The sequence below is a fragment of the gamma proteobacterium symbiont of Scutellera amethystina genome (assembly GCF_059730845.1).
Genome location: NZ_AP035935.1, coordinates 2587294 through 2610295, shown reverse-complemented (window position 1 = coordinate 2610295; position 23002 = coordinate 2587294). Strand labels below are relative to the sequence as shown.

27 protein-coding genes and 2 tRNA genes are annotated in these 23002 nt (G+C 58.1%); 12 read left to right on the top strand and 17 right to left on the bottom strand.

The features are described from left to right. Positions 1-3 precede the first annotated feature (3 nt). The gene (locus AC6I79_RS12275; protein ID WP_021508301.1) at positions 4-465 is read right to left on the bottom strand and encodes a methylglyoxal synthase; all 462 of its coding nucleotides are present in this window, start codon (positions 463-465) and stop codon (positions 4-6) included. A gap of 68 nt (positions 466-533) precedes the next feature. Next, a complete protein-coding gene (locus tag AC6I79_RS12270) occupies positions 534-1160 on the bottom strand; it encodes a YccT family protein (RefSeq protein ID WP_021508300.1) in 627 nt (208 codons plus the stop codon). Between the two features lie 174 nt (positions 1161-1334). Here AC6I79_RS12270 and AC6I79_RS12265 point away from each other — a divergent pair, with 174 nt between their 5' ends. Further along, positions 1335-1748: a CoA-binding protein gene (locus AC6I79_RS12265; protein ID WP_394516709.1), complete on the top strand. Its 414-nt coding sequence runs from the start codon at positions 1335-1337 to the stop codon at positions 1746-1748. Between the two features lie 31 nt (positions 1749-1779). On the opposite strand, the gene hspQ is transcribed toward AC6I79_RS12265, so the two are convergent. After that, positions 1780-2097, bottom strand: a complete 318-nt coding sequence (hspQ, locus tag AC6I79_RS12260; protein ID WP_021508298.1) for a heat shock protein HspQ — start codon at positions 2095-2097, stop codon at positions 1780-1782. 59 nt (positions 2098-2156) lie between these two features. Further along, on the bottom strand, positions 2157-3347 hold the full coding sequence (rlmI, locus tag AC6I79_RS12255; RefSeq protein WP_498027311.1) for a 23S rRNA (cytosine(1962)-C(5))-methyltransferase RlmI: 1191 nt from the start codon (positions 3345-3347) through the stop codon (positions 2157-2159). 82 nt (positions 3348-3429) lie between these two features. On the opposite strand from rlmI, the gene yccX reads away from it, so the two are divergent. Continuing rightward, complete coding sequence (gene yccX / locus AC6I79_RS12250; protein ID WP_058769579.1) at positions 3430-3708, top strand: acylphosphatase; 279 nt, start codon at positions 3430-3432, stop codon at positions 3706-3708. Here yccX and tusE read toward each other — a convergent pair whose 3' ends face one another. Both tusE and yccA read right to left on the bottom strand, forming a co-directional pair. Next, positions 3709-4035: a sulfurtransferase TusE gene (gene tusE, locus AC6I79_RS12245; RefSeq protein WP_010616552.1), complete on the bottom strand. Its 327-nt coding sequence runs from the start codon at positions 4033-4035 to the stop codon at positions 3709-3711. Between the two features lie 99 nt (positions 4036-4134). Continuing rightward, the gene (gene yccA, locus AC6I79_RS12240) at positions 4135-4791 is read right to left on the bottom strand and encodes an FtsH protease modulator YccA (protein WP_021508295.1); all 657 of its coding nucleotides are present in this window, start codon (positions 4789-4791) and stop codon (positions 4135-4137) included. A 223-nt stretch (positions 4792-5014) separates the two neighbouring features. Between yccA and AC6I79_RS12235 the strand changes: the two genes are divergently transcribed. From AC6I79_RS12235 to agp, 3 genes are all read left to right on the top strand, one after another. Then, positions 5015-5102: transfer RNA gene (locus AC6I79_RS12235), tRNA-Ser, on the top strand. A 39-nt stretch (positions 5103-5141) separates the two neighbouring features. Further along, positions 5142-5229 (top strand) — tRNA-Ser (locus AC6I79_RS12230). A 256-nt stretch (positions 5230-5485) separates the two neighbouring features. Next, positions 5486-7108: a bifunctional glucose-1-phosphatase/inositol phosphatase gene (gene agp, locus AC6I79_RS12225; RefSeq protein WP_021508294.1), complete on the top strand. Its 1623-nt coding sequence runs from the start codon at positions 5486-5488 to the stop codon at positions 7106-7108. Positions 7109-7226: 118 nt separating this feature from the next. On the opposite strand, the gene AC6I79_RS12220 is transcribed toward agp, so the two are convergent. Genes AC6I79_RS12220 through wrbA form a run of 3 tightly spaced genes read right to left on the bottom strand, consistent with a single transcriptional unit; the run spans position 7227 to position 9503 of the window. Further along, the gene (locus tag AC6I79_RS12220) at positions 7227-8600 is read right to left on the bottom strand and encodes an NAD-dependent succinate-semialdehyde dehydrogenase (protein WP_498027310.1); all 1374 of its coding nucleotides are present in this window, start codon (positions 8598-8600) and stop codon (positions 7227-7229) included. Between the two features lie 52 nt (positions 8601-8652). Further along, positions 8653-8883 carry a YccJ family protein gene (locus AC6I79_RS12215; protein WP_021508292.1) on the bottom strand — a complete coding sequence of 77 codons (231 nt, stop codon included), beginning with the start codon at positions 8881-8883 and terminating at the stop codon, positions 8653-8655. Between the two features lie 20 nt (positions 8884-8903). Then, the gene (gene wrbA / locus AC6I79_RS12210; protein ID WP_021508291.1) at positions 8904-9503 is read right to left on the bottom strand and encodes an NAD(P)H:quinone oxidoreductase; all 600 of its coding nucleotides are present in this window, start codon (positions 9501-9503) and stop codon (positions 8904-8906) included. A gap of 312 nt (positions 9504-9815) precedes the next feature. Between wrbA and AC6I79_RS12205 the strand changes: the two genes are divergently transcribed. Both AC6I79_RS12205 and AC6I79_RS12200 read left to right on the top strand, forming a co-directional pair. Then, entirely contained in the window at positions 9816-9980 is a 165-nt protein-coding gene (locus AC6I79_RS12205) for a con-10 family general stress protein (RefSeq protein ID WP_010616548.1), read from the top strand. Positions 9981-10090: 110 nt separating this feature from the next. Beyond that, complete coding sequence (locus AC6I79_RS12200) at positions 10091-11005, top strand: DMT family transporter (RefSeq protein WP_159378293.1); 915 nt, start codon at positions 10091-10093, stop codon at positions 11003-11005. On the opposite strand, the gene rutG is transcribed toward AC6I79_RS12200, so the two are convergent. Genes rutG through rutA form a run of 6 tightly spaced genes read right to left on the bottom strand, consistent with a single transcriptional unit; the run spans position 11002 to position 15948 of the window. Next, the gene (rutG, locus tag AC6I79_RS12195) at positions 11002-12327 is read right to left on the bottom strand and encodes a pyrimidine utilization transport protein G (protein ID WP_141496468.1); all 1326 of its coding nucleotides are present in this window, start codon (positions 12325-12327) and stop codon (positions 11002-11004) included. The genes AC6I79_RS12200 and rutG overlap by 4 nt on opposite strands. Positions 12328-12372: 45 nt before the next feature. After that, positions 12373-12894 (bottom strand): NADH-dependent FMN reductase RutF, encoded by a 522-nt coding sequence (gene rutF, locus AC6I79_RS12190; protein WP_058769583.1) that lies wholly within the window; start codon positions 12892-12894, stop codon positions 12373-12375. 14 nt (positions 12895-12908) lie between these two features. Continuing rightward, entirely contained in the window at positions 12909-13709 is an 801-nt protein-coding gene (rutD, locus tag AC6I79_RS12185) for a pyrimidine utilization protein D (protein ID WP_159378292.1), read from the bottom strand. Beyond that, positions 13709-14104, bottom strand: a complete 396-nt coding sequence (rutC, locus tag AC6I79_RS12180) for a pyrimidine utilization protein C (protein ID WP_021508286.1) — start codon at positions 14102-14104, stop codon at positions 13709-13711. Before rutC ends, rutD begins: the two co-directional genes overlap by 1 nt. A gap of 42 nt (positions 14105-14146) precedes the next feature. Continuing rightward, complete coding sequence (gene rutB, locus AC6I79_RS12175; RefSeq protein ID WP_141496467.1) at positions 14147-14857, bottom strand: pyrimidine utilization protein B; 711 nt, start codon at positions 14855-14857, stop codon at positions 14147-14149. Further along, positions 14857-15948 carry a pyrimidine utilization protein A gene (gene rutA / locus AC6I79_RS12170; RefSeq protein WP_159378291.1) on the bottom strand — a complete coding sequence of 364 codons (1092 nt, stop codon included), beginning with the start codon at positions 15946-15948 and terminating at the stop codon, positions 14857-14859. Before rutA ends, rutB begins: the two co-directional genes overlap by 1 nt. A gap of 308 nt (positions 15949-16256) precedes the next feature. Here rutA and rutR point away from each other — a divergent pair, with 308 nt between their 5' ends. Both rutR and AC6I79_RS12160 read left to right on the top strand, forming a co-directional pair. Further along, a complete protein-coding gene (rutR, locus tag AC6I79_RS12165; RefSeq protein WP_031279844.1) occupies positions 16257-16892 on the top strand; it encodes an HTH-type transcriptional regulator RutR in 636 nt (211 codons plus the stop codon). Between the two features lie 25 nt (positions 16893-16917). Then, positions 16918-17892, top strand: a complete 975-nt coding sequence (locus AC6I79_RS12160; protein ID WP_159378290.1) for a metal-dependent hydrolase — start codon at positions 16918-16920, stop codon at positions 17890-17892. A gap of 41 nt (positions 17893-17933) precedes the next feature. On the opposite strand, the gene cycA is transcribed toward AC6I79_RS12160, so the two are convergent. Then, the gene (gene cycA, locus AC6I79_RS12155) at positions 17934-19325 is read right to left on the bottom strand and encodes a D-serine/D-alanine/glycine transporter (RefSeq protein WP_021508281.1); all 1392 of its coding nucleotides are present in this window, start codon (positions 19323-19325) and stop codon (positions 17934-17936) included. Positions 19326-19611: 286 nt separating this feature from the next. Here cycA and AC6I79_RS12150 point away from each other — a divergent pair, with 286 nt between their 5' ends. Beyond that, on the top strand, positions 19612-20310 hold the full coding sequence (locus AC6I79_RS12150; protein ID WP_058769587.1) for an extensin-like domain-containing protein: 699 nt from the start codon (positions 19612-19614) through the stop codon (positions 20308-20310). A 1-nt stretch (position 20311) separates the two neighbouring features. Here the strand turns inward: AC6I79_RS12150 and AC6I79_RS12145 are convergent, their stop codons facing one another. Beyond that, the gene (locus AC6I79_RS12145; RefSeq protein ID WP_127833902.1) at positions 20312-20986 is read right to left on the bottom strand and encodes a DUF4396 domain-containing protein; all 675 of its coding nucleotides are present in this window, start codon (positions 20984-20986) and stop codon (positions 20312-20314) included. 539 nt (positions 20987-21525) lie between these two features. Between AC6I79_RS12145 and AC6I79_RS12140 the strand changes: the two genes are divergently transcribed. Continuing rightward, the gene (locus AC6I79_RS12140; RefSeq protein WP_498027309.1) at positions 21526-22248 is read left to right on the top strand and encodes an autoinducer binding domain-containing protein; all 723 of its coding nucleotides are present in this window, start codon (positions 21526-21528) and stop codon (positions 22246-22248) included. A gap of 124 nt (positions 22249-22372) precedes the next feature. Continuing rightward, positions 22373-22984 carry an acyl-homoserine-lactone synthase gene (locus AC6I79_RS12135; RefSeq protein WP_031279842.1) on the top strand — a complete coding sequence of 204 codons (612 nt, stop codon included), beginning with the start codon at positions 22373-22375 and terminating at the stop codon, positions 22982-22984. Positions 22985-23002: the final 18 nt, after the last annotated feature.

Genomic DNA, 23002 nt, shown 5'->3' with positions numbered 1-23002 from the left:
CCATCAGGCTTTCAGGCGTTCCGTGAGGTAGCGCTGATAATCGGGGATCTGGATGGTCACTTCGCTGGCAAACATCGGCGAATGGATAATGAAATCAGCGGTGGCGCGGTTGGTTGCTACCGGGATATTCCATACGGTAGCCAGGCGCAGCAGCGCTTTGACGTCCGGATCGTGCGGTACTGCATTGAGCGGATCCCAGAAGAAGAACAGCACATCAATTTTTCCTTCAGCAATCAGCGCGCCGACCTGCTGATCGCCGCCCATCGGCCCGCTGAGCATGGCATTCACATCCAGTCCGGTGTGACGATTGATCAGGTTGCCGGTGGTACCGGTGGCGTATAGCACGTGAGGTTGCAGCGCATTTTGATTGATTTTCACCCAGTCCAGCAGCGAGGCTTTGCAGTGGTCGTGGGCAACGAGGGCGATGTGTTTCTGAACTTTCAGGGTACGAACGGTCTGCTCCATGGGGCTTCCTGTTTCGGCGCGTGCAAACGTAGTGAATGCACGAGTTTACCCCTGGCGTTCAGCTGCTATCAACTTGCGCGTAGGGTTTTCACCCAACTGATAAAACGCTGCCGCGTGGCGGCATCAACACGCTGCAGCCAGCGTTGCAGCGCGGGCAAATTACTGGCGTCCTGCCATACCATATCCAGACTGAGACTGGCGTCCGGTACGCTGGCCGCCTGCAGCGCAAAACGCGGCACGCTGGCCGCCTGTGCCGTACGGTTGTAATTGATCATCGCCTGTTCAACATTGCCGCTGCTCTCACCCGGCAACCGATCGCGAATGCTGGCTATTTCATTACCACGCTCATCAATCAGCTGAAAATTTAACGATTTATCAAACAGGCTGCGTTCGCGGCGGTTATTCAGCGCCGGCAGGCGAATCGCTACGGAATGGGCGTCGGCAGTGAAGGTGACGATCATCAGTTCTGAGCGGAAGTGGGTGGCATCGGCGCAGGGTTTATCCACGCGAAACAGAAACTGATGCTGACCGCGCTCCAGCTCAAGGCTGTCCGCGCCTTTCAGCAGCGAACCTGAGATTTTGCGCCCATCCAGCACCAGCAGGTCGATCTGCGGATCGAGCTTCAGGGTGATGGCATGGCAGGTTGCCGATACGAGCAGCAACAGCAAACCCGTAACAGCCAGAGACAGCTTCATTTCAACTCCCGGAACAGGGGAAAAAGGGCGATGTGTAGCAAATTATTACATTATGGCAGTTAATTTACATTTTAACATATTTATTCGTGTCGCCGCGCAAACTTTTCGTGCGCTGCGCTTGCACTTTAGCGCGCAATGGCATCTACACTCAGGCGAGTGAACAAGGAGAAAAACATGAACGATCAAACGATTCGCGATGTCCTGACGCAAACCCAACGCATCGCGCTGGTCGGTGCCAGCGATCGCACTGAGCGTGCCAGCTATGGCGTAATGAAATATCTGCTCGATCAGGGTTATGACGTGGTGCCGGTGAGCCCGAAGCTGGCGGGACAGCAGCTGCTGGGCCAGACCGTATATGGCACGCTGGCGGAGATTCCGGGCAAGATCGACATGGTGGATGTGTTCCGCAATTCCGAAGCGGCATGGGGCGTGGCGCAGGAAGCGATTGCTATCGGAGCCAAAACCCTGTGGCTGCAGCTGGGCGTGATCAATGAGCAGGCGGCAGTGCTGGCGCGTGATGCCGGGCTGACGGTAGTGATGGATCGCTGCCCGAAGATAGAAATCCCGCGGCTGGGCGTGATGCGGTAAAGACAAACGGCGACGCGGCGTCGCCGTACCCTTAATGCCGCAGGCTGGGTGCCTGCAGCTGCTGGCGGATCGAGGCGGCCAGCTCATCCATGGATGGCTGTTCCGGATGTTCGAACGAGGTTTCGCCGGCCAGCTGAATCTCAGCGATATAGGTATGCACCTGTTCGCCTTCCTCATCTTCCATCACCACGTGATACCAGGGGGCCGCACGCAGCGATTCCGTCGCGCCAACCTCATCCAGCTGTGGATCGTCCAGCGAATACTCCGGGTCGACATCCACAATCACGCCGAGCACCCCGGAGAGACGGTGCCGGACCTGCTGTCCAATTCCAAATTTACTGGCAATCATTGTGACCTCCCAAAACTTTGCCCTGCCACCGATATGGGGGCAGGGACAGCGTTTTCAAGTCACAGCACGCGACAGGCAAAGCCTTTCAGATAAAGCCCTTCAGGATAGCTGGCGATCACCGGATGGTCGGCTGCCTGACGGAACTGCTCTATAAATTGTACATCACGACCGGCATCAACAGCGGCATCGGCGATAATTTTCTGGAACAGCTCGGTGGCCATCAGCCCGGAACAGGAGAAGGTCAGCAGAATGCCGCCCGGATTCAGCAGCTGCATTGCCAGCATGTTGATGTCTTTATAGCCGCGGCAGGCACCCATCAGCTGGTTTTTATTCTCAACGAATTTCGGCGGATCCATGACGATCATGTCGAACTTCTCGCCGCTGTCGCGGTAGCGACGCAGCAGTTTGAACACATCGTCACGCAGGAACTGCGCGCGTGAGACATCCAGCCCGTTAAGCGCCACGTTCTGTTTTGCTACGTCAAGGGCGTCCTGCGAGGTATCCACGCTGATCACTTCCCGGCAGCCGCCAAGCAGGGCAGAGACCGCAAAGCCGCCGGTGTAGGAGAAGCAGTTAAGCACGCGGGCATTTTCCGCGTAACGACGGGTGGCAAAACGGCTGTCGCGCTGATCGAGGTAATAACCGGTTTTGTGACCGCCCTGAATATCTACCAGCAGCTGCATACCGTGCTCGGTAATCGGCAGCAGCGCAGGCGGCAGTTCACCGCTTACCGGACCCTGCGCCAGCTCCAGGCCCTCTTTCTTGCGCACTGCCACGTCAGAGCGGTCGTAGATGGCGCAGTCGGGATAGAACTGCTGCAGCGCCGAGACGAGAGCCGGGCGCTGATACTCCGCCCCGGCCGACAGCAGTTGCAGCACGAGGAAATTACCGAAGCGATCAATCGTGACGCCCGGCAGTCCATCGGACTCGCCGGCAATCAGGCGATAGCTGTCCAGCCCGTCGCGCTGCGCCAGCCAGTCGCGCCACTGCTGGGCTTTTTGCAGCGTGCGCACAAAGAAGGCGATGTCGATTGACTCATCCTGCTGCCAGCTCCAGACGCGCGCGCGAATTTGTGACTGAGGAGAGTAGGCGGCGCGGGCCAGCCATTTGCCGTTGCTGTCACAGATATCAATGGTTTCACCCGACTGGGCTTTACCTTCCATACGGGCAACGGCCCCGGAGAACACCCACGGATGGCGGCGGAGCAGGGATTTTTCACGTCCCTTAGCGAGAATCAATCGAACGGTCATGTTTGCTATGCTTACCTGAAAAAATGAGGCGCCATTTTCCGGTGGATGGCGGCAAAATGCAACGCACAAAGGGGAGATCGCCATGGCGACGACAGGTTACAAAATCTGGGTTCACGGCAGGGTGCAGGGCGTGGGCTTCCGTTATTACACCCAGGCGCAGGCGAACGCGCTGGGCGTCACCGGCTATGCGCATAATCTGGCGGATGGCAGCGTGGAGGTGCTGGCGGCGGGAGAAGCGCAGCAGGTGGAGTCACTGATTGCATGGCTGAAGGCAGGCGGACCGCCCAGTGCCCGGGTCGATAAGGTGCTGGTGGAGCCGCATCAGCTGGCGGAGCGGCCGACGCGGTTTACTACCGGGTGATCACAGACACTTCGCCGGTTTTGGCAGGCCAGCGATTTTAGTGGCCTGTTTGGCCGGACCTTCCGGGAACAGGCGAAACAGATAGCGGCTGTTGCCTTTCTCTTCGCCATACTTTTGCGCCATGGCCTTGACCAGCATGCGCACCGCCGGCGAGGTATTAAACTGCTGATAAAAATCACGCACAAAGTGCACCACTTCCCAGTGCGCTTCACTCATCTCAATCGCTTCCTGCTGGGCGATGGCCTGCGCCAGCGCTTCACTCCAGTCGGCGCTATTTTTCAGATAGCCTTCTGCGTCAGTGGCAATCTCTTTACCGGCAAAAATCACATTATTTCCTCATATCGTCAGCGCGCTATTGTAAAGGCGGCGGCGGATAAAAAGCAAAAACCCCGCCGGAGCGGGGTTTAACGGTGCGTGCGTTACGTCTTAGTCGCGGTTGGCGAAGCCCAGCAGGCTCAGCAGGCTGACAAAGATGTTGTACAGCGAGACATACAGGCTGACGGTGGCGCGAATGTAGTTGGTTTCACCGCCCTGAATGATGTTGCTGGTTTCCCACAAAATGGCACCGGCAGAGAACAGAATAAACAGGGCGCTGATCGCCAGGTGCAGCGCGGGCAGCTGCAGGAAGATATTGGCAACCACGGCCACCAGCAGCACCACAAAGCCGGCCATCATCATGCCGCCAAGGAAAGACATGTCGCGACGCGTGGTCAGGACATAGGCGGAACAGCAGAAGAACACCAGCGCGGTGCCGCCCAGCGCCATGGCGATAACATCACCCATACCGGCGGTGAGGAACGAGCTGAGAATCGGGCCGAGGCAGTAACCAAGGAAGCCGGTAAAGGCAAACGCGGCCAGAATACCCGCCGGACTGTTCGCCAGGCGATAGGTCAGGAACATCAATCCGTAAAAGCCCACCAGCATCAGAATCAGTCCCGGCGAGGGCAGAGCGTAGACGGTGCTGAGCGTGGCGGTGACGGCGGAAAACGCCAGCGTCAGGCCAAGTAAGAAATAAGTATTGCGCAGCACTTTATGGGTGCTGAGTAGCGACTGCTGCTGTGACGAGCTAATTATTCTGTCCATCATGCGCTCCTGTTAGAGAGAGAACACCAAATATGGCCTGAGAATACGCAACGGTCAGAGGACAGAAAAGGCGTTTTACCCATCTTTACGCGATAAATTGCTGTTTCACTGAGCAGAATGACGATTAAGACGGCAAAAAAATCATTTTTGACTGTTTTTCAGGCGAACGAATCATTGGATGCTTTACATCGTTCGGGGGGATGTTTATAGTGCGCCTCATTGCGGAGGGGTGGCCGAGCGGCTTAAGGCAGCGGTCTTGAAAACCGCCGATGGGAAACCATCCGAGAGTTCGAATCTCTCCTCCTCCGCCACTTCACACTCTCGCAGTGTGAGGTGACAAAAAGATTTCAGGAGGGATGGCCGAGTGGCTTAAGGCAGCGGTCTTGAAAACCGCCGATGGGAAACCATCCCAGAGTTCGAATCTCTGTTCCTCCGCCATATAAGAGAAGCCCGCAGCGATGCGGGCTTTTCGCTTTTCTGCTTTCCATCCTTCTGAAAAACATCCTGAAGCTTTTCAATCTGCTGCCGTAACCCGACGGCCAGCGCGTTTACTGCTATAGTCGATGCACGGTTTTTGCAAACATCTGGCGATTTTCTCAGGCAAGCTGGGTTACACTGTGCGGTAATTCGCTCTTTGGCGAGCTAATCGCTTGAATGCCAGAGTGTTTCCCTGATGAATTATGGAATAGGCACAATGATCAAGAAACTGAGTCTTTGCGCGCTGTCAGTGATCGCGGCGCTGCCGATGGGTATGAGCGCTTACGCCGCGGATGGCGACATGCAACTGCAGCAGGTCCTGATGCTGAGTCGTCACAACCTGCGTGCCCCGCTGGCCAACAACGGCAGCGTGCTGGAGCAGGCGACGAAAAAAAGCTGGCCGCAGTGGGATGTGCCCGGCGGTGAGCTGACCACCAAAGGCGGCGTGCTGGAAGTCTACATGGGTAACTACACCCGTCAGTGGCTGGCCCAGCAGGGGCTGGTACAGAACGGCACCTGTCCGGACAGCAGCAACATCTTTGTCTATGCCAACAGCCTGCAGCGCACCGTTGCGACGGCGCAGTATTTCGTCACCGGTGCTTTCCCGGGCTGCGATATCGCTGTCACCCATCAGGATGCGATGGGCACCATGGACCCAATCTTCAATCCGGTAATCACCGATGGCAGCGAAGCGTTTAACAAGAAAGCGCTGGCGGCGATGACCGCAGCCAATGAGAAGCTGGCGCTGAAGCCGGCCTTTCAGCGGCTGGAAAAAATCGTGGATTACAAATCAGCCCCGGCCTGTAACGGCAAGAAACAGTGCGACCTGAGCAGCGGCGACAACACCTTTAGCGCGGAAAACGGCAAAGAGCCCGGCGTCAATGGCCCGCTGAAAGTGGGTAACTCGCTGGTCGACGCCTTTACGCTGCAGTATTACGAAGGTTTCCCGGCGGATCAGGTTGCCTGGGGACAAATCAAAACGCCTGAACAGTGGAAAGAGCTGGCGGCGATCAAGAATGGCTATCAGGATGCGCTGTTTACCGCGCCGGAAGTGGCGCGTGACGTTGCCGCACCGCTGGTGGATTACATCCGTAGCCAGCTGGTCGATCAGGATAAAGCCACCGCGCCAAAAGTCACGCTGATGGTCGGACACGATTCGAATATCGCGTCATTGCTGAGCGCGCTGCAGGTTAAGCCATACGAGCTGCCGGGTAACGACGAGAAAACCCCGATTGGCGGCCAGGTGGTGTTTGAACGCTGGCACGATGCAAAGAACAACAAAGATCTGCTGAAAGTGGAGTATGTCTATCAGACGGCGGATCAGCTGCGTAATGCCGATGTGCTGAGCCTGAAGAACCCACCGAAGCGCGTTACGCTGCAGCTGGCGGGGTGTGACACTGACGCCAACGGCTACTGCAGCTGGGATCAGTTCACCAGCGCGCTGAACAACGCGCTGCAGGGTACGCCGCTGCAGCCAGCCGCACCGGCACCGGCCGCACAGCCTGCTGCCGCGCCGGCAGCCAGCGATGACGCACAGGCCAAAGCGGATCAGGCCAGCGCAGATAAAGCGGCGGCTGACAAAGCCGCGGCTGATAAAGCTGCAGCGCAGAAAGCCGCTGACGCCAAAGCCGCTGAGGAAAAAGTGAAGGCGGACAAGGCCGCGGCGCAAAAAGCGGCGGACGACAAAGCCAAAGCTGAGAAGGCCAGCGCTCAGAAGGCCGCAGAGGAGAAGGCGAAAGCCGATGCCGCAGCGGCGCAGAAAGCGCAGGCTGAGGCAGCGCCGGCGAAGCCGGAGGCGGACGCTAAACCCGCGCAACAGCCGGCAGCGGCCAGCAACTAAAACGCCAGCAGGGTCGCCATGCACGGCGACCCTGCTGTGTTGTTACCGGCTGCGCATTGACGCACACCGCAGTGAATCGAAAAAACCACCGTTCAGTTCAACGGTGGTTTTATGCCGCTTAACCGGCTACCACGACCAGTTTCTGGTTAGCAAACTCCTTCAGCCCGAGATCCGATAGTTCACGGCCATAGCCGGAACGCTTCACGCCGCCGAACGGCAGCTCAGCCGCGGTATCGCTCTGCGAATTGATAAACACCATGCCGGTCTCAATCTGCGAAGCCATGTTGCGTCCGCGCGCAATGTCCCGCGTCCACACGGAACCGCCCAAACCGTAGTGTGAGTCGTTGGCCAGTGCCACGGCAGCACGATCGTCCGCCACCACATATACCTGCGCCACCGGGCCGAAAAACTCCTGATAGTAAGCCGGGTTATCCGGCGTCAGGCCGGTCAGGATGGTTGGCTGGTAGTAGCAGCCGACGCCGTCGATTACGCGTCCGCCGCATTCCACGCGTGCGCCATGCGCCACCGCCTCGTCCACCTGTTTCACCAGTCGGTCACGTGCATCCTGTGACGACAGCGGCCCCAGCGTGGTTTTTTCATCTAATGGATCGCCAGGCGTCGCGGATTGCAGCGCCGCGCTAAACTTAGCCATAAAGCGATCGGCAATCTTTTCATGCAGAATAAAGCGCTTGGCCGCGGTACACACCTGACCGCAGTTGCTGAGCCGCGCCTGCGCCCCCTGGCGCACCGCTTCATCGATGTCGGCATCGTCCAGCACCACAAACACATCGTTACCGCCCAACTCGAGCGTGGATTTTTTCAGGTGCTTACCGGCCTGCTCAGCCACCGCGCTGCCGGCGCGCTCTGAACCGGTGAGCGCCACACCCTGCACGCGCGGATCGGCAATCAGATCGGCCACCTGCTGGTTAGAGATAAACAGATTGGTCCACGCGCCCTGCGGCGCACCGGCTTCCAGCACCAGCTTTTCAAACACGTCGGCGCAGTGCGGCACAATGTTGGCATGTTTCGCCAGCACCGGGTTGCCCAGTGCCAGGTTCGGTGCCAGCACGCGCATCAGCTGATAATACGGGAAATTCCACGGCTCGACGGCCACCACCACGCCAATCGGATGGTATTCGAGCCAGGCATCACCGACATCGCTGAGATAGGGCTGGGCCTGTAACAGCCTTGCCGCGTGTTCGGCATAATAGCGCGCGATGCTGGCGCAAATTTTCACTTCGCCGCGGCTCTGGCCAATCAGCTTACCCATCTCTTTGCTGGCGATGGTGGCCAGCTCTTCGCTGCGCTGGTCGATCAACTCTGCCAGACGCTGCAGCACCTGCAGACGCGGCTGAATATCGCCTTTGCTCCACGGCGAATGGTAGAGCGCATCGGCGGTGTGCAGCGCCTGCTGCGCGTAGCTGTCATCGTGTGATGGCCAGGTTTTCAGCAGCTGATTATTGGCCGGATTAATGCTTTGATAGGCTGACATAAAAGCTCCCTGACGGCTAAAAATGAGAAGGCGGGACATGCCCGCCTGTGCTTCAGATGTTTTTACGTTCGACCGGCTTATCGTCCCACGTCAGGACGTCCTGGTCGGTTTTCTCAAACGCGCGGAATAACACCTCATCGCTGCCTTGCTGGCGCCAGATCTCTTCGGCAAGCCGTTCGTCATAATTCGCCACTTCGAAAATTGCTTCAGCGATTTCCGGTGAGGTGTGACGTAAGGTCGCCCATTCGCCCACGTGGTGAGCTTTAAACTGTTCTGTTGCCATAACTCTCTCCTGTTGGGAATTTATCCTTTCAGTTTTACCGCCAGACCGGCGACGTATTGGCCCTGATAACGGGCAATTTCCAGTTCTTCCGCCGAGGGCTGGCGCGATCCATCACCGCCCGCCAGCGTGGTTGCGCCATATGGCGTACCGCCACGCACCTGCGAAATATCAAATAACTCTTTGGTGCCGTAGCCGATGGGCACAATCACCATGCCGTGATGTGCCAGGGTGGTCCACACCGAGGTGATAGTCTGCTCCTGACCGCCGCCAGTGCCGGTAGACGCAAACACGCTGGCAATCTTGCCGTACAGCGCGCCAGAGGCCCACAGGCCGCCGGTGCGGTCCCAGAAATTACGCATCTGACCGGACATGTTGCCGAAGCGCGTCGGGGTGCCGACGATGATGGCATCGTACTGCGGCAGGTCGTCCGGTTTGGCTTCCGCCGCCGGCTGATTAACCTTCCCGCCGACCTGAGCAAACCGTTCGGCATCCATACTTTCCGGCACGCGCAGAATGGTGACTTCGGCACCGCTCACGCTCTTCGCACCGTCCGCCACCGCGTTAGCCATGGTCTCGATATGTCCATACATGGAGTAATAAAGCACCAGAATTTTTGCCATCGTGTTTTCATCCTGTGGTGTAAGGAACAGAAAGAAGTATAGAAGAGGCTGCGCGCTATGCTGGTCAGCCATTGAACAGTCACGGAGATCGCGCTGCGACTTCTGCCGCTAACCGCTTGTTTTTCAGCTTAATATCTTGCCATAAAAGCGATACTAAGCGGTTTATCTGTTGCAAAGTATGAATATGTGCCTGATTGTGCGCATCCATTGGCTATGCTTTAAGCGGGTGTGGCGAGATATTACGCACCTGACCTGACACTGTTAGCGCAGTGAAATGTCTTCACCACCTATGCTCAATACCTGGAGGAAATGATGGCTCAACATCGTGGAGGATCAGGCAACTTCGCGGAAGATCGCGAAAGGGCCGCGGAAGCGGGTCGTAAAGGCGGTAAAAACAGCGGCGGGAATTTCAGAAATGATCCGCAGCGTGCTGCCGAAGCAGGTGAAAAGGGGGGACGCAGCCGCGCGAAAAAATAGTGCGTCTGTGACGGTTTCCCCGGCCGCCGGGTACGCCCGGCGGTTACAATGATTGCAATTTGCCCGGCTAATCAGCAAAAATGTGCGCCAGTCCTCTATTCTGGTGCGTTATGTCTGCTTCCACTTCCCGCCTCAGCCTGCGTATTACGCGTCAGGAGCTGGTACTTATTTTTATCACTATGGTCTGGGGTGGCACCTTTCTGGTGGTGCATCGCGCCATGGCACACTCGGGGCCGTTCTTTTTTGTCGGGCTGCGTTTCGCTACCGCCTCGCTGCTGCTGGCCTTTTTCTTTCGCCGCTATTTGCGTCACATTACCTGGCTGGAAATCAAAGCGGGTGCGCTGATTGGCGTGGCGATTGCCGGCGGTTACGGATTGCAAACCTGGGGTATGCAAACCATTTCCAGCAGCCAGTCGGCGTTTCTGACGGCACTTTACGTGCCGGTGGTGCCGCTGTTGCAATGGCTGTTTCTGCGCCGGCCGCCGGGCCTGATGGCGTGGCTGGGCATTTTGCTGGCGTTCACCGGTCTGGTGCTGGTGGCGGGTCCGCAGGATGGCAGCCTGACGCTGAATGCCGGTGAGATCGCCACGCTGCTCAGCACCCTCGCCATTGCCGCCGAGATCATTCTTATCAGCCGCTACGCCGGGCAGGTCGATGTGCGCCGCGTGACGCTGGTACAGCTGCTGGTGGCCTCGGCCTGCGCCTTCGTGCTGATGCTGCCCAACGGCGAATCTTTACCCACGCTATCGGCGCCGCTGCTGTTCAGCGCGCTGGGCCTCGGCGCGGCCAGCGCGATGATTCAGGTCACCATGAACTGGGCGCAGCGCAGCGTCTCGCCGACGCGCGCCACGGTGATTTATGCCGGCGAGCCGGTGTGGGCCGGTGTGGTCGGACGCATTGCCGGCGAACGGTTACCGGCGGCGGCGCTGCTGGGCGGCGCACTGATTGTCTGCGGGGTGATTGTCAGTGAACTGCGCCTGCGGCGCAAAAAAGCGGTGCCGGAGCAGGCACCGCAGAAGCCTTAAGGCTGCGGGCGCGCCGCCGGCTGGGTCAGCGCGGCACCGCGTCGCTGCAGAATTGCGTTGAGGATGATGGCACCGAAGGTGGCCGTGCCGATGCCGCCGAGGGTAAAGCTGCCAATCTTCAGCGCAAAATCCCCGGCGCCGAGCACCAGCGTGGTGGCCACCATAATCAGATTGCTGTTCTGGCTAAAATCGACATGGTTTTGCACCCAGATACGTGCGCCGGCCACAGCGATTAAGCCAAACACCACAATTGAAGCGCCGCCAATCACCGGGCCGGGAATGGTGTGGATGAGCGCGCCGAACTTAGGCGAAAAGCCCAGCACCAGCGCAATCAGCGCCGCAGCGACAAACGCCAGCGTGGAGTAGACTTTGGTCACCGCCATCACGCCAATGTTTTCGGCATAGGTGGTGACGCCGCTGCCGCCGATGGAGCCGGACAGCATGGTTGCCAGGCCGTCGCCGACGAACGCGCGTCCCATCCACGGATCGAGATTGCGTCCGGTCATGCCCGCCACCGCTTTAATATGGCCGAGGTTCTCCGCCACCAGAATAATCGCCACCGGTGCGATCATCACGATTGCCTGCATATCAAATACCGGCGCGGTGGTGTGCGGCAGACCAAACCATGCGGCGCTGGCCACGCGGCTGAAATCAACCGGCTTGCCGAAGCCCATCACATTGGTCAGCAGAGTGTACAGCGCCCAGGCGACAATCAGCCCGACCAGAATCAGCAGCCGCTGCACCATGCCGCGGGTGAACACCGCCACCAGCCCGATGCACAGCACCGTCATCACCGCCATCCAGCTATCAAACATCGAGGCGGAGACGCTGTGCACCGCAATCGGTGCCAGGTTAAGGCCGATGGCCATCACTACCGCACCGGTTACCACCGGTGGCATCAGCCGTTCAATCCAGCCAGTACCGACTTTCATCACCACCAGGCCAATCAGCGTGTAGAGCGCGCCGCAGGCAATAACGCCGCCCAGCGCCAGCGCCAGGTTGGGATTGAGCCCCTGACCGTTGAAGCCGGTAATGGCGATCACCACGCCGACAAACGCGGCGCTCGATCCGAGATAACTCGGCACGCGACCACCGGTAATGACAAAGAACAGCAGGGTGCCGATACCGGAAACCAGAATCGCCAGATTGGGGTCCAGCCCCATTAGCAGCGGCATCAGCACCGTTGCGCCAAACATTGCTACCGCATGCTGCAGGCCCAGCACGAACGTCTGCCCAAGCGGCAGGGTCTCGTCGGGGGCAATCAGCCCGTTATCGCTCATGGCTGACTTTTTCTGCCAGCGGGGGAACCAGGAACTCGCCATCGTCTTCTCCAGGGTAGTGGTCGAACCGGGCCGCACGGTGCGGCGTTAGCGGGCGTCCTGCCGTGAAAGGGCATGGTAGCGACGGTCAAACCACATCAGACCGGGCTGGGCATCATGGCGCTCCAGCGCCATCACGTTGCAAAACAGAATGTCGTGTGTCGCCACGCTGACGACCTGCGTGATGGTGCAGTCGAACGCCATCAGCGCCCCCTGCAGCAGCGGTGCGCCGCTGCGCTGCGTATGCCAGCGGGCGGCGGCGAAACGTTCGGTCATCGGGGTTTTGCCGCCAAACAGCGTCGACAATGACTCCTGCCCGGCGGCCAGCGTGTTCACGCACAGCACGCCGTTATCGCGGAAAAGAGGCCACACCGACGCGTTGCGATTGAGGCAAACCAGCAGCGTCGGCGGCGTATCACTGACGCTGCACACCGCGGTGGCGGTAAAACCGGCGCGTCCGGCGGGACCGTCGGTGGTGATGATATTGACCGCCGCGCCCAGGCCGGACATGGCATCGCGGAAAGCCTGCTGGCTCACTTCGGGCAGCAGAGGCAGTTCATGTACGCTCATCATCGGCTCCGTGATTAGCTGGCGCGGCGAGCCGGCGTGGCGGTGTCCGCCAGCCAGTGCAGCAGCAGCGCATTAAAGTTGTCGGCATCGGTCACGCTCATGGCATGGCCGCCCCACGGCATCTCAATCAGGCTGCCGTTGGGCAGCGCCTGCGCCAGCTGCGGCGAGCAGCTCCACGGCACCAGCAGGTCATCCTGACTGCATATCGCCAGCACCGGCTGGGTGATTCGCGAGGCGTGCGGACGGAAATCGACCGATTTCAGCGCGTGCAGACGCCGCAGCAGGTTCTCCATGCCCTGGAAATGCGCCACGTGATGCACATCCTCCGCGCTGATGCGCGACTGATGGCGTGCCAGCCATTCGGCCGGATAAAGAAACAGCGGCTGCGCGCGCACAAACGCTTCCACACCAACGTTGAGCAGCAGATCCTGGCGCACCTGGAAGCAGCGCTCGGTATGGGCATCCAGCGCCAGCCAGCCGTTAATCACCACCACACGTCCCACGCGCTGCGGATAATCGAGCGCCAGCTGCAGGCCAATCAGCCCGCCAAGCGCATGGCCCACGATGTCATACTGTTCGATGCCATGCTCCGCCAGCGCGTCGGCCAGTTCCGCTGCCATCATCGCCATGCTGTAACCTTCCGGCAGCGCATCGGGGCTGCGACCGGTGCCGCGCTGATCGTAGGTCACCACGCGATAGTGCGGCGTCAGTGCCGCCAGCTGCGGTTGCCAGAAAGCGGCCACGCCGCCCAGCCCGGACGACAGTACCAGCGTCGGCGCGTCGGGCGCGCTTAATCCCTGAATGTCCAGATGCATTACGCCTCCTGCCGGCCAATGTGTGCCACGCTGGCGATTTCAATCAGCGCATCGGGTTTCACCAGACCGCACTGAATACAGAAGCGCGCCGGTTTGTCGCCGGGGAAATAGTCGGCATACACTTGGTTTACCGCCGCGTAGTTGCTCCAGTCGGTGATGAAAATCGAGTTGAAAGTGACGTCCTGCAGGCTGCCACCGGCGGTCTCGATCACTTTTTTGATGGTCTCCAGCACGTGGCGGGTTTGCGCCGCCGCATCCCCGACGTGCACCACGTTGTTGTCGGCATCGAACGGCAGCGTACCGGAAACATACACCACGCCATCGGCTAAGGTGCCGGGCACAAACGGAGCGATAGGCGTCGTGGTGCCGGGAGGAATAATCACTGTTTTAGGCATGACTCAGAGTCCTTATTATTAAGCGTGCAGGTGAAACGGCGGTTACGACTTCAGCGCCTCGCAGAAGGTGTCGGTATCGCTGACCCAGCCAAAAAAGGTTTCAATGTTGAACAGCGCCGCCTGCTGAGCAAACGACGGTCCGGCCTGATGGGTGGCATCTGCCAGCACCACGCCGAAATACTCGAGGAAAAAGCCGTCGCGCAGCGTCGATTCCACGCAGACGTTGGTGGCAATGCCGGTAAACACCAGATGACGAATACCGCGGCTGCGCAGCATGCTGTCGAGCGGCGTGTTGAAAAAGCCGCTGTAGCGCGGTTTGGGCAGCACAATATCGCCTGCTTGCGGCACCAGCTCATCCACCAGCGCATAATCCCAGCCGCCTTTTGCCAGCAGCGTGCCGTGCAGCTCTGGCCGCTGACGCATGGTTTTCAGTGCGTTGGATTTATGGAAATTAGGCGAACCGGCGTCACCGGCTTCGACATACTGATTATCCCAGCCGTTCTGGAACCAGATGATCTGCATCCCTGCCGCGCGGGCGGCGGTGACCGCCTGATGAATCCGGGCTATAACTGGCTGGGTAGCGGAGACATCAAACCCGGCCAGATCGAGATAGCCGCCCTGGCTGGCGTAGGCGTTCTGCATATCCACCACAATCAGCGCGCTTTGCGCCGGCGGCAGGGCGATGGCTTCCGGGCGCGCCGGCAGAGTCACTGCAGGCTGGCTGCTGCTGTGGGCACAAACGACGGTATTCATTATGCAACCTCCTTGTGGGCGTCAATCAGCGCGCGGCGGCACGCCATCAGCGGCTGGATACGTTCACCAAAATCTTCAATGCCCTGCAGGAAATCATCAAAGGTCAGCAGCACGCCTCCGGTGCCTTCCACCAGCGCCACTTCATCCAGCATGCGTGCCACGCTGGCATAGGAGCCGACCAGCGTGCCCATATTGATGTTGACGGCAGAGGTCGGATCGGCCATCTGGCGCACATTGGTGTCGCTGCCGGATTTGGTGTCCTGCTGGCTCTGCGTGGTGAGCCAGGCGAGGGCCTCCTCGTCTGCGCCGGCTTTGTAGTGTTCCCATTTGGCGCGCGCGGCTTCGTCGCTTTCGGCGGCGATAATCATAAACAGCACGTAGGAACCGACGTCGCGCCCGGTTTTGTCCGCGGCCTGTTTCATGCGTGCGGCGGTGGGCGCAAAGGCGGTCGGGGTATTGACGCCCTTGCCGAAGCAGAAGTTGTAATCAGCGTATTGCGCCGAAAAGGCCATGCCGGCATCACTTTGACCGGCGCAAATCACCTTCATCGGCTTCTGCGGCTGCGGACTGACGCGACAGTCGTTCATGGTGAAGAACTCACCTTTGAAGTCGCTCTGGCCAGTGCCCCACAGGTCGCGCAGCACCGTGACGTACTCCGTCAGGTAGTTGTAGCGGCTGGCAAAATATTCATCGCCCGGCCACAGCCCCATCTGCTCATACTCCGGCTTCTGCCAGCCGGTGACCAGATTGACGCCGAAGCGGCCGCCCGAGATGGAGTCGATGGTGGCGGCCATGCGCGCCACGATGGCGGGCGGCAGCGTCAGGGTGGCGGCGGTGGCGTAGATTTCAATGCGTGAGGTCACCGCGGCCAGCCCGGCCATCAGGGTGAAGGACTCCAGGTTGTGGTCCCAGAATTCGGTTTTGCCGCCGAAGCCGCGCAGCTTAATCATCGACAGGGCAAAGTCGAAGTGATAGTGCTCAGCCTTGAGCACAATCGCTTTGTTGAGCTCAAAGGTCGGCTTGTATTGCGGGGCATGCGTGGAGATGAGCCAGCCATTGTTGCCAATCGGAACGAAAACGCCAATTTTCATGTGAAACCTCTCTGCATTGAACATGGATTGCTTCACGCGCTGCGTTGCATCCTGCACGCATCCTGCGGGCGGCGCTCGATCACAAAATTGCAAAGCCTGTGCCACAATTTTAAAAGTGATATATAACAATCAGTTAAAATTGGCGACGTAGTGAATCCTGAGTGACTGGTCCAAAACAGACCATCTGGTCAAAACAAATTGCACGTTTTTCATGCGTCACCTGAGCGAAAAAGGTGCAGGGCACAGCATTAGGCAGGAAACAGGGCGTTTGTTATGATGCGATTTCGCAGGATGGAAGAGGTAACAGTGTGAAAAGCGATGAAAAAAAGCCAGGACGCCGATCGCGGGCCGTTGCGGCGAAACGGGCAGCTATTCTGGAAGCGGCATTGGCCTTCTTCTCGCAGTTTGGCATTCACGGCACCAGTCTGGATAAAGTGGCTGAGCGCGCGGACGTCTCAAAAACCAACCTGCTTTACTACTATCCGTCAAAAGAAGTGCTGTATGTGGCGGTACTAAAAGAGATTCTTGATGTGTGGCTGGCGCCGCTGCGTGCGCTGCGTCATGACCAGGATCCGCTGGTGGCCATCCGCAACTATATTCGTCTCAAGCTGGAAGTGTCGCGTGACCACCCGCAGGCATCACGCCTGTTCTGTCTGGAGATGCTGCAGGGCGCGCCGCTGCTGAAGGGCGAGCTGGCGGGGGATTTAAAAGCGCTGGTGGATGACAAAGCGGCGATTATCGAACAGTGGATCGCCGAAGGACGTATTGCCGGCGTGCAGCCGCAGCATCTGTTCTTTCTGCTATGGGCGACCACGCAGCACTACGCTGATTTCGCATCCCAGGTGGAAGCCATCACCGGCCAGACGCTAAACGATGCGGAATTTTTTGCCCAGACGCTGGATAACGTTCAGCGCATGATCATTGAAGGGATCCGCGTGCGCTGATCCCCGTGGCTGACCAGGAGAGTGCATGGATTCGCTATCACAACTAACGCTGGGCGCGGCGGTGACCGTGGCCGTAATGGGCAAACGCGTGCCGCTGTGGCAGGCGGCGCTGGCGGGGGCGGTCGCGGGCACGTTGCCGGACCTCGACGTGTTTATCGACCACGGCGATGCCATCCGCAACATGACGCTGCACCGCACCGAGAGCCACGCGCTGCTGTGGCTGACGCTGGTGGCACCGTTACCCGGCTGGCTGGTGGCCGGCGTGACGCGCAGCCGGCAGCACTGGCGCGCCTGGTGCCTCGCCATCTGGCTGGCACTGATCACGCATCCGCTGCTGGACCTGACCACGGTGTACGGCACGCAACTCGGGCTGCCGCTGACCGATTACCCGTTCGCCATCGGCAGCATGTTCATCATCGATCCGCTCTACACGCTACCGCTGCTGATCGCCCTGATCGTCGCACTGTGGCGGCGGGATGCGTGCGGGCTACGCTGGAATCAGGCCGGATTGCTCATCAGCACGCTGTACCTGGGCTGGAGTATGGTGGCGCAAAGTATTGCTACCCGGCATATTGAGCACCAGCTGACGCAGCAGGCCGTGCAGCCGCAGCAACTGCTGGTGACGCCCACCGCGTTCAACACGCTGGTGTGGCGCACGGTAATTATCACGCCGCAGCGCTACGGGGAAGCATGGTGGTCGCTGCTGTCGCCCGATCGTCCCTTACAGATCCGCTGGTACGATCGCCATCCCGCGCTTTTTGCCCCGTTTAAAGGCCAGTGGCACGCCGAACGCGTTGCGTGGTTCAGCCATGGATTTTATGCCATGCGCCAGCAGGGCAACGACACGCTGATCGTGGATTTGCGCATGGGGGAAGAGCCGGATTACACCTTTACCTTTAATCTCGGTCCCGCCGCAGCGCCGGCAGCAGCACCACAGCGGGAAGATTCGCTGCGGCCGTCGCTGGCGCAGGCGTGGCACAAATTCACAGAACGCTTATAACGAAAAAGGCCCGCATAACCGGACCTTTTCGTTTAGGTGGATCAGGCTTTACGCCGGCGTAGCAGCCAGCCCATGGTCAGCACCACAAACCACAGTGGCGTCACCATCAGCGCCTGGCGCGTATCTTCCTGCAGTGTCAGCAGCACCAGCACAAAGGCAAAGAAAGCCATGCACACCCAGCACATCAGCTTGCCGAGTGGCATTTTGAAGCGTGACGCCGCATGACGCTGCGGATGCTGTTTGCGGTAGGCCAGGTAGCTGCACAGGATAATGGTCCAGACAAACATAAACAGAATCGCCGAGACCGTGGTCACCATGGTGAAGACCGTCATCACATCCGGAATCAGATAGATCAACGCCACGCCAGCCAGCAGACACAGGCAGGAGAAGAACAGGCCGGTGGTCGGCACCGCGCGCGCTGAAAGGCGGCCAAACGCTTTATGCGCCACGCCCTGTTCCGCGAGGCCATACAGCATGCGACTGGTGGAGAAGATGCCGCTGTTGGCTGAGGAGGCCGCGGAGGTCAGCACCACAAAGTTAACGATGCTGGCAGCGGCCGGCAGGCCAATCAGCACAAACATTTCAACGAACGGACTGCGATCCGGCATGACCTGGTTCCACGGCGTCACCGCCATGATCACCAGCAGCGCCAGCACGTAAAACATGATGATGCGCAGCGGGATCGCGTTGATGGCGCGCGGCAGAACTTTATGCGGATCTTTGGTCTCCGCCGCCGCCGTACCCACCAGTTCAATGCCGACAAAGGCAAACACCGCAATCTGGAAGCCGGCAAAGAAACCGCTCAGCCCTTTCGGGAACATGCCGCCGTGATCCCAGATATTGCTCAGCGCCGCGTGACTCCCGTTCGGCGAAGGGTAGTGCAGGCTGACCAGCACAATCCCGGTGATGATTAACGCCACGATGGCGACAATTTTGATAATGGCGAACCAGAACTCCATCTCGCCAAACAGTTTCACCGTGGCAATGTTCAGAGCAAGGAAAACAAACACGCACAGCAGCGCGCTCATCCAGATCGAGAAGTCCGGGAACCACAGCTGGAAATAGGCGCTGATCGCCACCACGTCGGCGATGCCGGTCACCACCCAGCAGAACCAGTAAGTCCAGCCGGTGAAATAACCGGCCCACGGACCGAGCAGATCGGCGGCAAAGTCGCTGAAGGATTTGTACTCAAGGTTGGAGAGCAGCAGCTCACCCATGGCGCGCATCACAAAGAACAGCATAAAACCGATGATCATATAGACGAAGATGATCGACGGACCCGCCAGACTGATGGTTTTACCGGAGCCCATGAACAGACCGGTGCCAATGGCACCGCCGATAGCGATAAGCTGGATGTGACGGTTATGCAGGTTGCGCCGGAGTTTTTCCGGCTGTTCGGCCTCAATGGGCGCCGCTTTAGATTGATCAACCATAAAAATATCTTTCCTGTCTTGATGTTGTGTCAGCTCTGCTGGCTGTTGAATAACGTGCTGTTGCACAGGGCAAGAGGGCATAAGATAGAGGAAAGGCGGCCACTCTCGGTAATGGTTTTTAAACCTTTGTGCCCTTTTGCGTGCTTTACCGTGTCAGTAAATATTTACATGGCGCGCCGTGCCGTCATTTTGCGTAAATGTTCTGCAAATGAGCCGCTTGCACCACGCAGCGCTGCGCAGGGTTCTACACTTGTCATTTCGATGAACCCGGAAAAAGTGAGGCAGCGTGCGCGCATTGCTCGCGATAGTGCTGCTGGCCCTGTGCGGCTGGTGGAGTTTACCCTGGCTGAAAACCCATCTGCCGCCGCAGTGGAATCCGTTTATACCGCTCCAGGTTACCGATCCGCCGGGCTGGATGACGCGCTATAAGCTGCAGCGGCTGAGCAGCGATCCGGCCGCGTGTCTGGCGGTGATGCGCGCGGCCAGCGCGCAGGGCAGAGTCAGTTTCCGTGAGGTGCCGCCGCTGCAGGGCGATTGTCCGATTGATCAACCGCTGCGCATCAGCCGCTTCGGTGAGGTCACGCTGAGCAGCAGTTTTCTTGCCAGCTGTCCGATGGCGGTAGCCAGCACGCTGTATGTCACACGCAGCAATGCGGCGCTGCAGCAGGCCGGCATTACCTCGCCGCTGCGCCGCATCGCGCATGTTGGCAGTTACGCCTGCCGCAATATTTATCACCGCCAGGAAGGACGCCGCAGTGAACATGCGACGGCGGAGGCGTGGGACATCACGGGCTTTCAGCTGGCGGACGGGCGCTGGCTGCAGGTAGGCAAAAACTGGCAGCAACCGCCGCAGGCCGCTGCCGGTTTGCACGCGTTATGGCGCAACGGCTGCGCCAGCTTCGGTAATGCGCTGGGGCCGGATTACAATGCGGCGCATGCCAGCCATTTCCACCTTGGCATGCGTGGCGCAGGCTTTTGTCGCTAGACTACACCGCCGGGTTTAATCCGCGTTTGATGAGGAAATGATTTGCCGGCCAGGAGAAAATAAATCCGGTGATCATCGCCAGCTGTAACATAAACCAGAAGGCGCTGAGCAGGGGATTGAGCTGTTGATTAAGCACATATTTTAGGGCCAGCGTCATAAAGATAAAGATTCCCGTTTGATAAATCAGCAGCGGAAAGGTTTCTGTTTTCAGCGCTAATAATAACGTACGGACAATAGAAAGTTGTTCCCGCTGGCGAATGGCCAGAAACTGAAAAAATAATCCCGCCAGTAACGAAATCATCACGCAAATAACCGCCTGTAACCACAGCGCGGGGCTAATTGCAAAATGCTTGAGTAGCGTGACTATTGGCAGGGTGATGATGTCGCCGAATATACAGGCGGCGGCAGAGAGCGAGGTGGAAATAAAAATGGTTTGCCAGCTGGCATAACCGGTTAATCCGGATGGCAGCAGCAGCGCCAGTTTTCGCTGACGTGACGGTTTACGCCCGAGATACCACCATGCCAGCCAGCCGAAAAACGGCATGTACAGCCCGGTGAGCGGCCAGATGATATTCATGACCGCCAGCGGATGCGGGTGACGCAACAGATCTTTAGCGATCATCAGGGCGGTACACACGCCCACGACCAGAAAAGGTAATGCCAGCTGGTTTAACATAGTCAGTCCCACTCAGTTTGCTGAAATCGCGCCAGCCTAGGGAGCTATGCTGGTGCCTGCCACCTTGCGCCTCTGCTAAAGCGTAGCTGGAAAAGACGGTGCCGGAAATGTCTGCCACAGGGGCACGGCAGGGAAACACTGCAGAAATAACTGGAATTAAGCCGCGCTGCGGACTTAATCAGCAGGAAGATTATGACGGGCGGTATAAAAAAGGGGAATGGCAAAGATAATAGCGATTAATGATGAGGCGAATGTTTTATCTGCGAAGTCTGGCCTTTAATCAACAGGACGATTGAAAATTCTTCAGAAAAATCTTATTCTGATTCACACGACTTATCATCCTGATGGTGCCGCTGGCAAACGCACCGTAGTTTAATTTCTCATTTGGGTAACATATTGACAACAAGGTAGTTATCACTTTTTGCCCGCAATGCCGCTCTGGTTTCAATCAATATTTTTTCTCTGGTTAATTTATTTTTTACATTAATCGGCACAGATATCCTGTTATGAATAAGGCGTGAAACAGCGCCAGGGCAATAATGATCATCGATAATTATTTCGTCTGGCGAGGCGAAACTGAAAAAGAATTTAAGGCGCTTTCCGAAGTGCTGCAATTGAAATCGCTGCTGCAAAAACATGTTGAGGCCCTTGGATTTGATGCTTTTGCCTTTTTGGTACAGCATCCGGTGCCTTTTACCCGACCGCGTATTTTTCTCTTTAGCACCTATCCGCAGAGCTGGGTGAAACGCTACGAAAGTGAAAATTACTATGCGGTGGATCCGGTGTTAATGCTCTGCCAGCAGCCCGGTCGCGGCGTGGAGTGGACGCGTGATTTATTTACCGGCGCAGGCAATTTATGGGCAGAAGCCAATGCAGCAGGGCTGGTAAGTGGCTTTTCATGCTCGGCAATGGCACTAAATCGTGCCATTGGTATATTATCTATAGCATCGCAACAACCCAGCCAGACCCAGCACAGACGCGTTGAGCTGGAGGTGCAACTGCACTTCCTGGCGGAACTGAGTTTGCGTGTGCTGGACCGTCTGAATGACGGCTCAATGGTGGTGTTATCGAATGATTTTAGTCAGCGCGAGCTGGAAATATTGAAATGGACAGCGGAGGGGAAAACCTCAGCCGAAATTTCCCTTATTCTGGCTATTTCTGAACACACGGTAAATTTTCACCAAAAGAATATGCAAAAGCGTTTTAATGTTTCCAATAAAACGCAGATTGCCTGTTATGCCGCAGCCATCGGCCTGATATAGCGAAAAGGCAACTACTAATTTTAGTAGTTCCTAAGCCGCAGTCAGTTGTCTACCCTGCGCCGGAAACTCCGCCAGGCTGGCGCTTAATAAATCATTGCAAACATGGGGATGTCAGGGGCGCATGATGAAAATAATTCAAACACAGCTAAAGGATATGCCGTCCTCTTTGCTGGCCGAGTTGGGCACCTATCGTTACAGCGTCTTTGCGCGTGGCGAGGGCTGGTCAATTCCGCCGCGACTCAGCACGCCGGGACAGGAGTACGATCGCTTCGATCGTTCCGATGTCACCTGGCTGATTGCCTGGACTGCGCGTCAGGGCATTTGTGGCTGCGCACGTCTGTTACCGTGGCACGAGCCGGAAGTGCCGGAAGGCATGGTGCTGCCTTTTGATCAGCAAAAAGTGTGGGAAATGTCGCGCTATTCGGCCCGCCTTGAAGTCGATGCCGAACTGCCGCTGAACATCTTATGGCATTCGGTACAGCTGGCTGAGCTGAGCGGGATGGAGTATTTGATCAGTTCGGCCACGCCGATGCTGGAGAAAATGTTTGAGCAGCATCAGGTGGTGTACGAGCCGCTCTCGCCGGGACTGATTCAGTCAGAAGACAATCTGTTTGCCATTCGTATTCCGGTGCAGCAGCCGGCGCTGGCGGAGAAGTATCGCGGCACGCGTCGCTTCAGTCCGGAAGAAGTGCTGCCCTCGCTGGGCGTGTCGGTCAACTGGCAGTCACACAGCTAACGCCCCGCGCAGGATGCG

What these genes read in the sequence shown, in the direction of transcription:
- AC6I79_RS12200 (WP_159378293.1), top strand. Translation starts at nt 10,091, where the DNA reads ATGTCTGCTTCCACTTCCCGCCTCAGCCTGCGTATTACGCGTCAGGAG.
- rutD (WP_159378292.1), bottom strand. Translation starts at nt 13,709, where the DNA reads ATGCATCTGGACATTCAGGGATTAAGCGCGCCCGACGCGCCGACGCTG.
- rutF (WP_058769583.1), bottom strand. Translation starts at nt 12,894, where the DNA reads ATGAGCGTACATGAACTGCCTCTGCTGCCCGAAGTGAGCCAGCAGGCT.
- AC6I79_RS12220 (WP_498027310.1), bottom strand. Translation starts at nt 8,600, where the DNA reads ATGTCAGCCTATCAAAGCATTAATCCGGCCAATAATCAGCTGCTGAAA.
- yccA (WP_021508295.1), bottom strand. Translation starts at nt 4,791, where the DNA reads ATGGACAGAATAATTAGCTCGTCACAGCAGCAGTCGCTACTCAGCACC.
- AC6I79_RS12265 (WP_394516709.1), top strand. Translation starts at nt 1,335, where the DNA reads ATGAACGATCAAACGATTCGCGATGTCCTGACGCAAACCCAACGCATC.
- AC6I79_RS12275 (WP_021508301.1), bottom strand. Translation starts at nt 465, where the DNA reads ATGGAGCAGACCGTTCGTACCCTGAAAGTTCAGAAACACATCGCCCTC.
- rutB (WP_141496467.1), bottom strand. Translation starts at nt 14,857, where the DNA reads ATGAATACCGTCGTTTGTGCCCACAGCAGCAGCCAGCCTGCAGTGACT.
- AC6I79_RS12205 (WP_010616548.1), top strand. Translation starts at nt 9,816, where the DNA reads ATGGCTCAACATCGTGGAGGATCAGGCAACTTCGCGGAAGATCGCGAA.
- yccX (WP_058769579.1), top strand. Translation starts at nt 3,430, where the DNA reads ATGGCGACGACAGGTTACAAAATCTGGGTTCACGGCAGGGTGCAGGGC.
- AC6I79_RS12145 (WP_127833902.1), bottom strand. Translation starts at nt 20,986, where the DNA reads ATGTTAAACCAGCTGGCATTACCTTTTCTGGTCGTGGGCGTGTGTACC.
- rutG (WP_141496468.1), bottom strand. Translation starts at nt 12,327, where the DNA reads ATGGCGAGTTCCTGGTTCCCCCGCTGGCAGAAAAAGTCAGCCATGAGC.
- AC6I79_RS12215 (WP_021508292.1), bottom strand. Translation starts at nt 8,883, where the DNA reads ATGGCAACAGAACAGTTTAAAGCTCACCACGTGGGCGAATGGGCGACC.
- wrbA (WP_021508291.1), bottom strand. Translation starts at nt 9,503, where the DNA reads ATGGCAAAAATTCTGGTGCTTTATTACTCCATGTATGGACATATCGAG.
- AC6I79_RS12135 (WP_031279842.1), top strand. Translation starts at nt 22,373, where the DNA reads ATGAAAATAATTCAAACACAGCTAAAGGATATGCCGTCCTCTTTGCTG.
- AC6I79_RS12270 (WP_021508300.1), bottom strand. Translation starts at nt 1,160, where the DNA reads ATGAAGCTGTCTCTGGCTGTTACGGGTTTGCTGTTGCTGCTCGTATCG.
- AC6I79_RS12140 (WP_498027309.1), top strand. Translation starts at nt 21,526, where the DNA reads ATGATCATCGATAATTATTTCGTCTGGCGAGGCGAAACTGAAAAAGAA.
- AC6I79_RS12160 (WP_159378290.1), top strand. Translation starts at nt 16,918, where the DNA reads ATGGATTCGCTATCACAACTAACGCTGGGCGCGGCGGTGACCGTGGCC.
- agp (WP_021508294.1), top strand. Translation starts at nt 5,486, where the DNA reads ATGATCAAGAAACTGAGTCTTTGCGCGCTGTCAGTGATCGCGGCGCTG.
- rlmI (WP_498027311.1), bottom strand. Translation starts at nt 3,347, where the DNA reads ATGACCGTTCGATTGATTCTCGCTAAGGGACGTGAAAAATCCCTGCTC.
- hspQ (WP_021508298.1), bottom strand. Translation starts at nt 2,097, where the DNA reads ATGATTGCCAGTAAATTTGGAATTGGACAGCAGGTCCGGCACCGTCTC.
- cycA (WP_021508281.1), bottom strand. Translation starts at nt 19,325, where the DNA reads ATGGTTGATCAATCTAAAGCGGCGCCCATTGAGGCCGAACAGCCGGAA.
- rutA (WP_159378291.1), bottom strand. Translation starts at nt 15,948, where the DNA reads ATGAAAATTGGCGTTTTCGTTCCGATTGGCAACAATGGCTGGCTCATC.
- rutC (WP_021508286.1), bottom strand. Translation starts at nt 14,104, where the DNA reads ATGCCTAAAACAGTGATTATTCCTCCCGGCACCACGACGCCTATCGCT.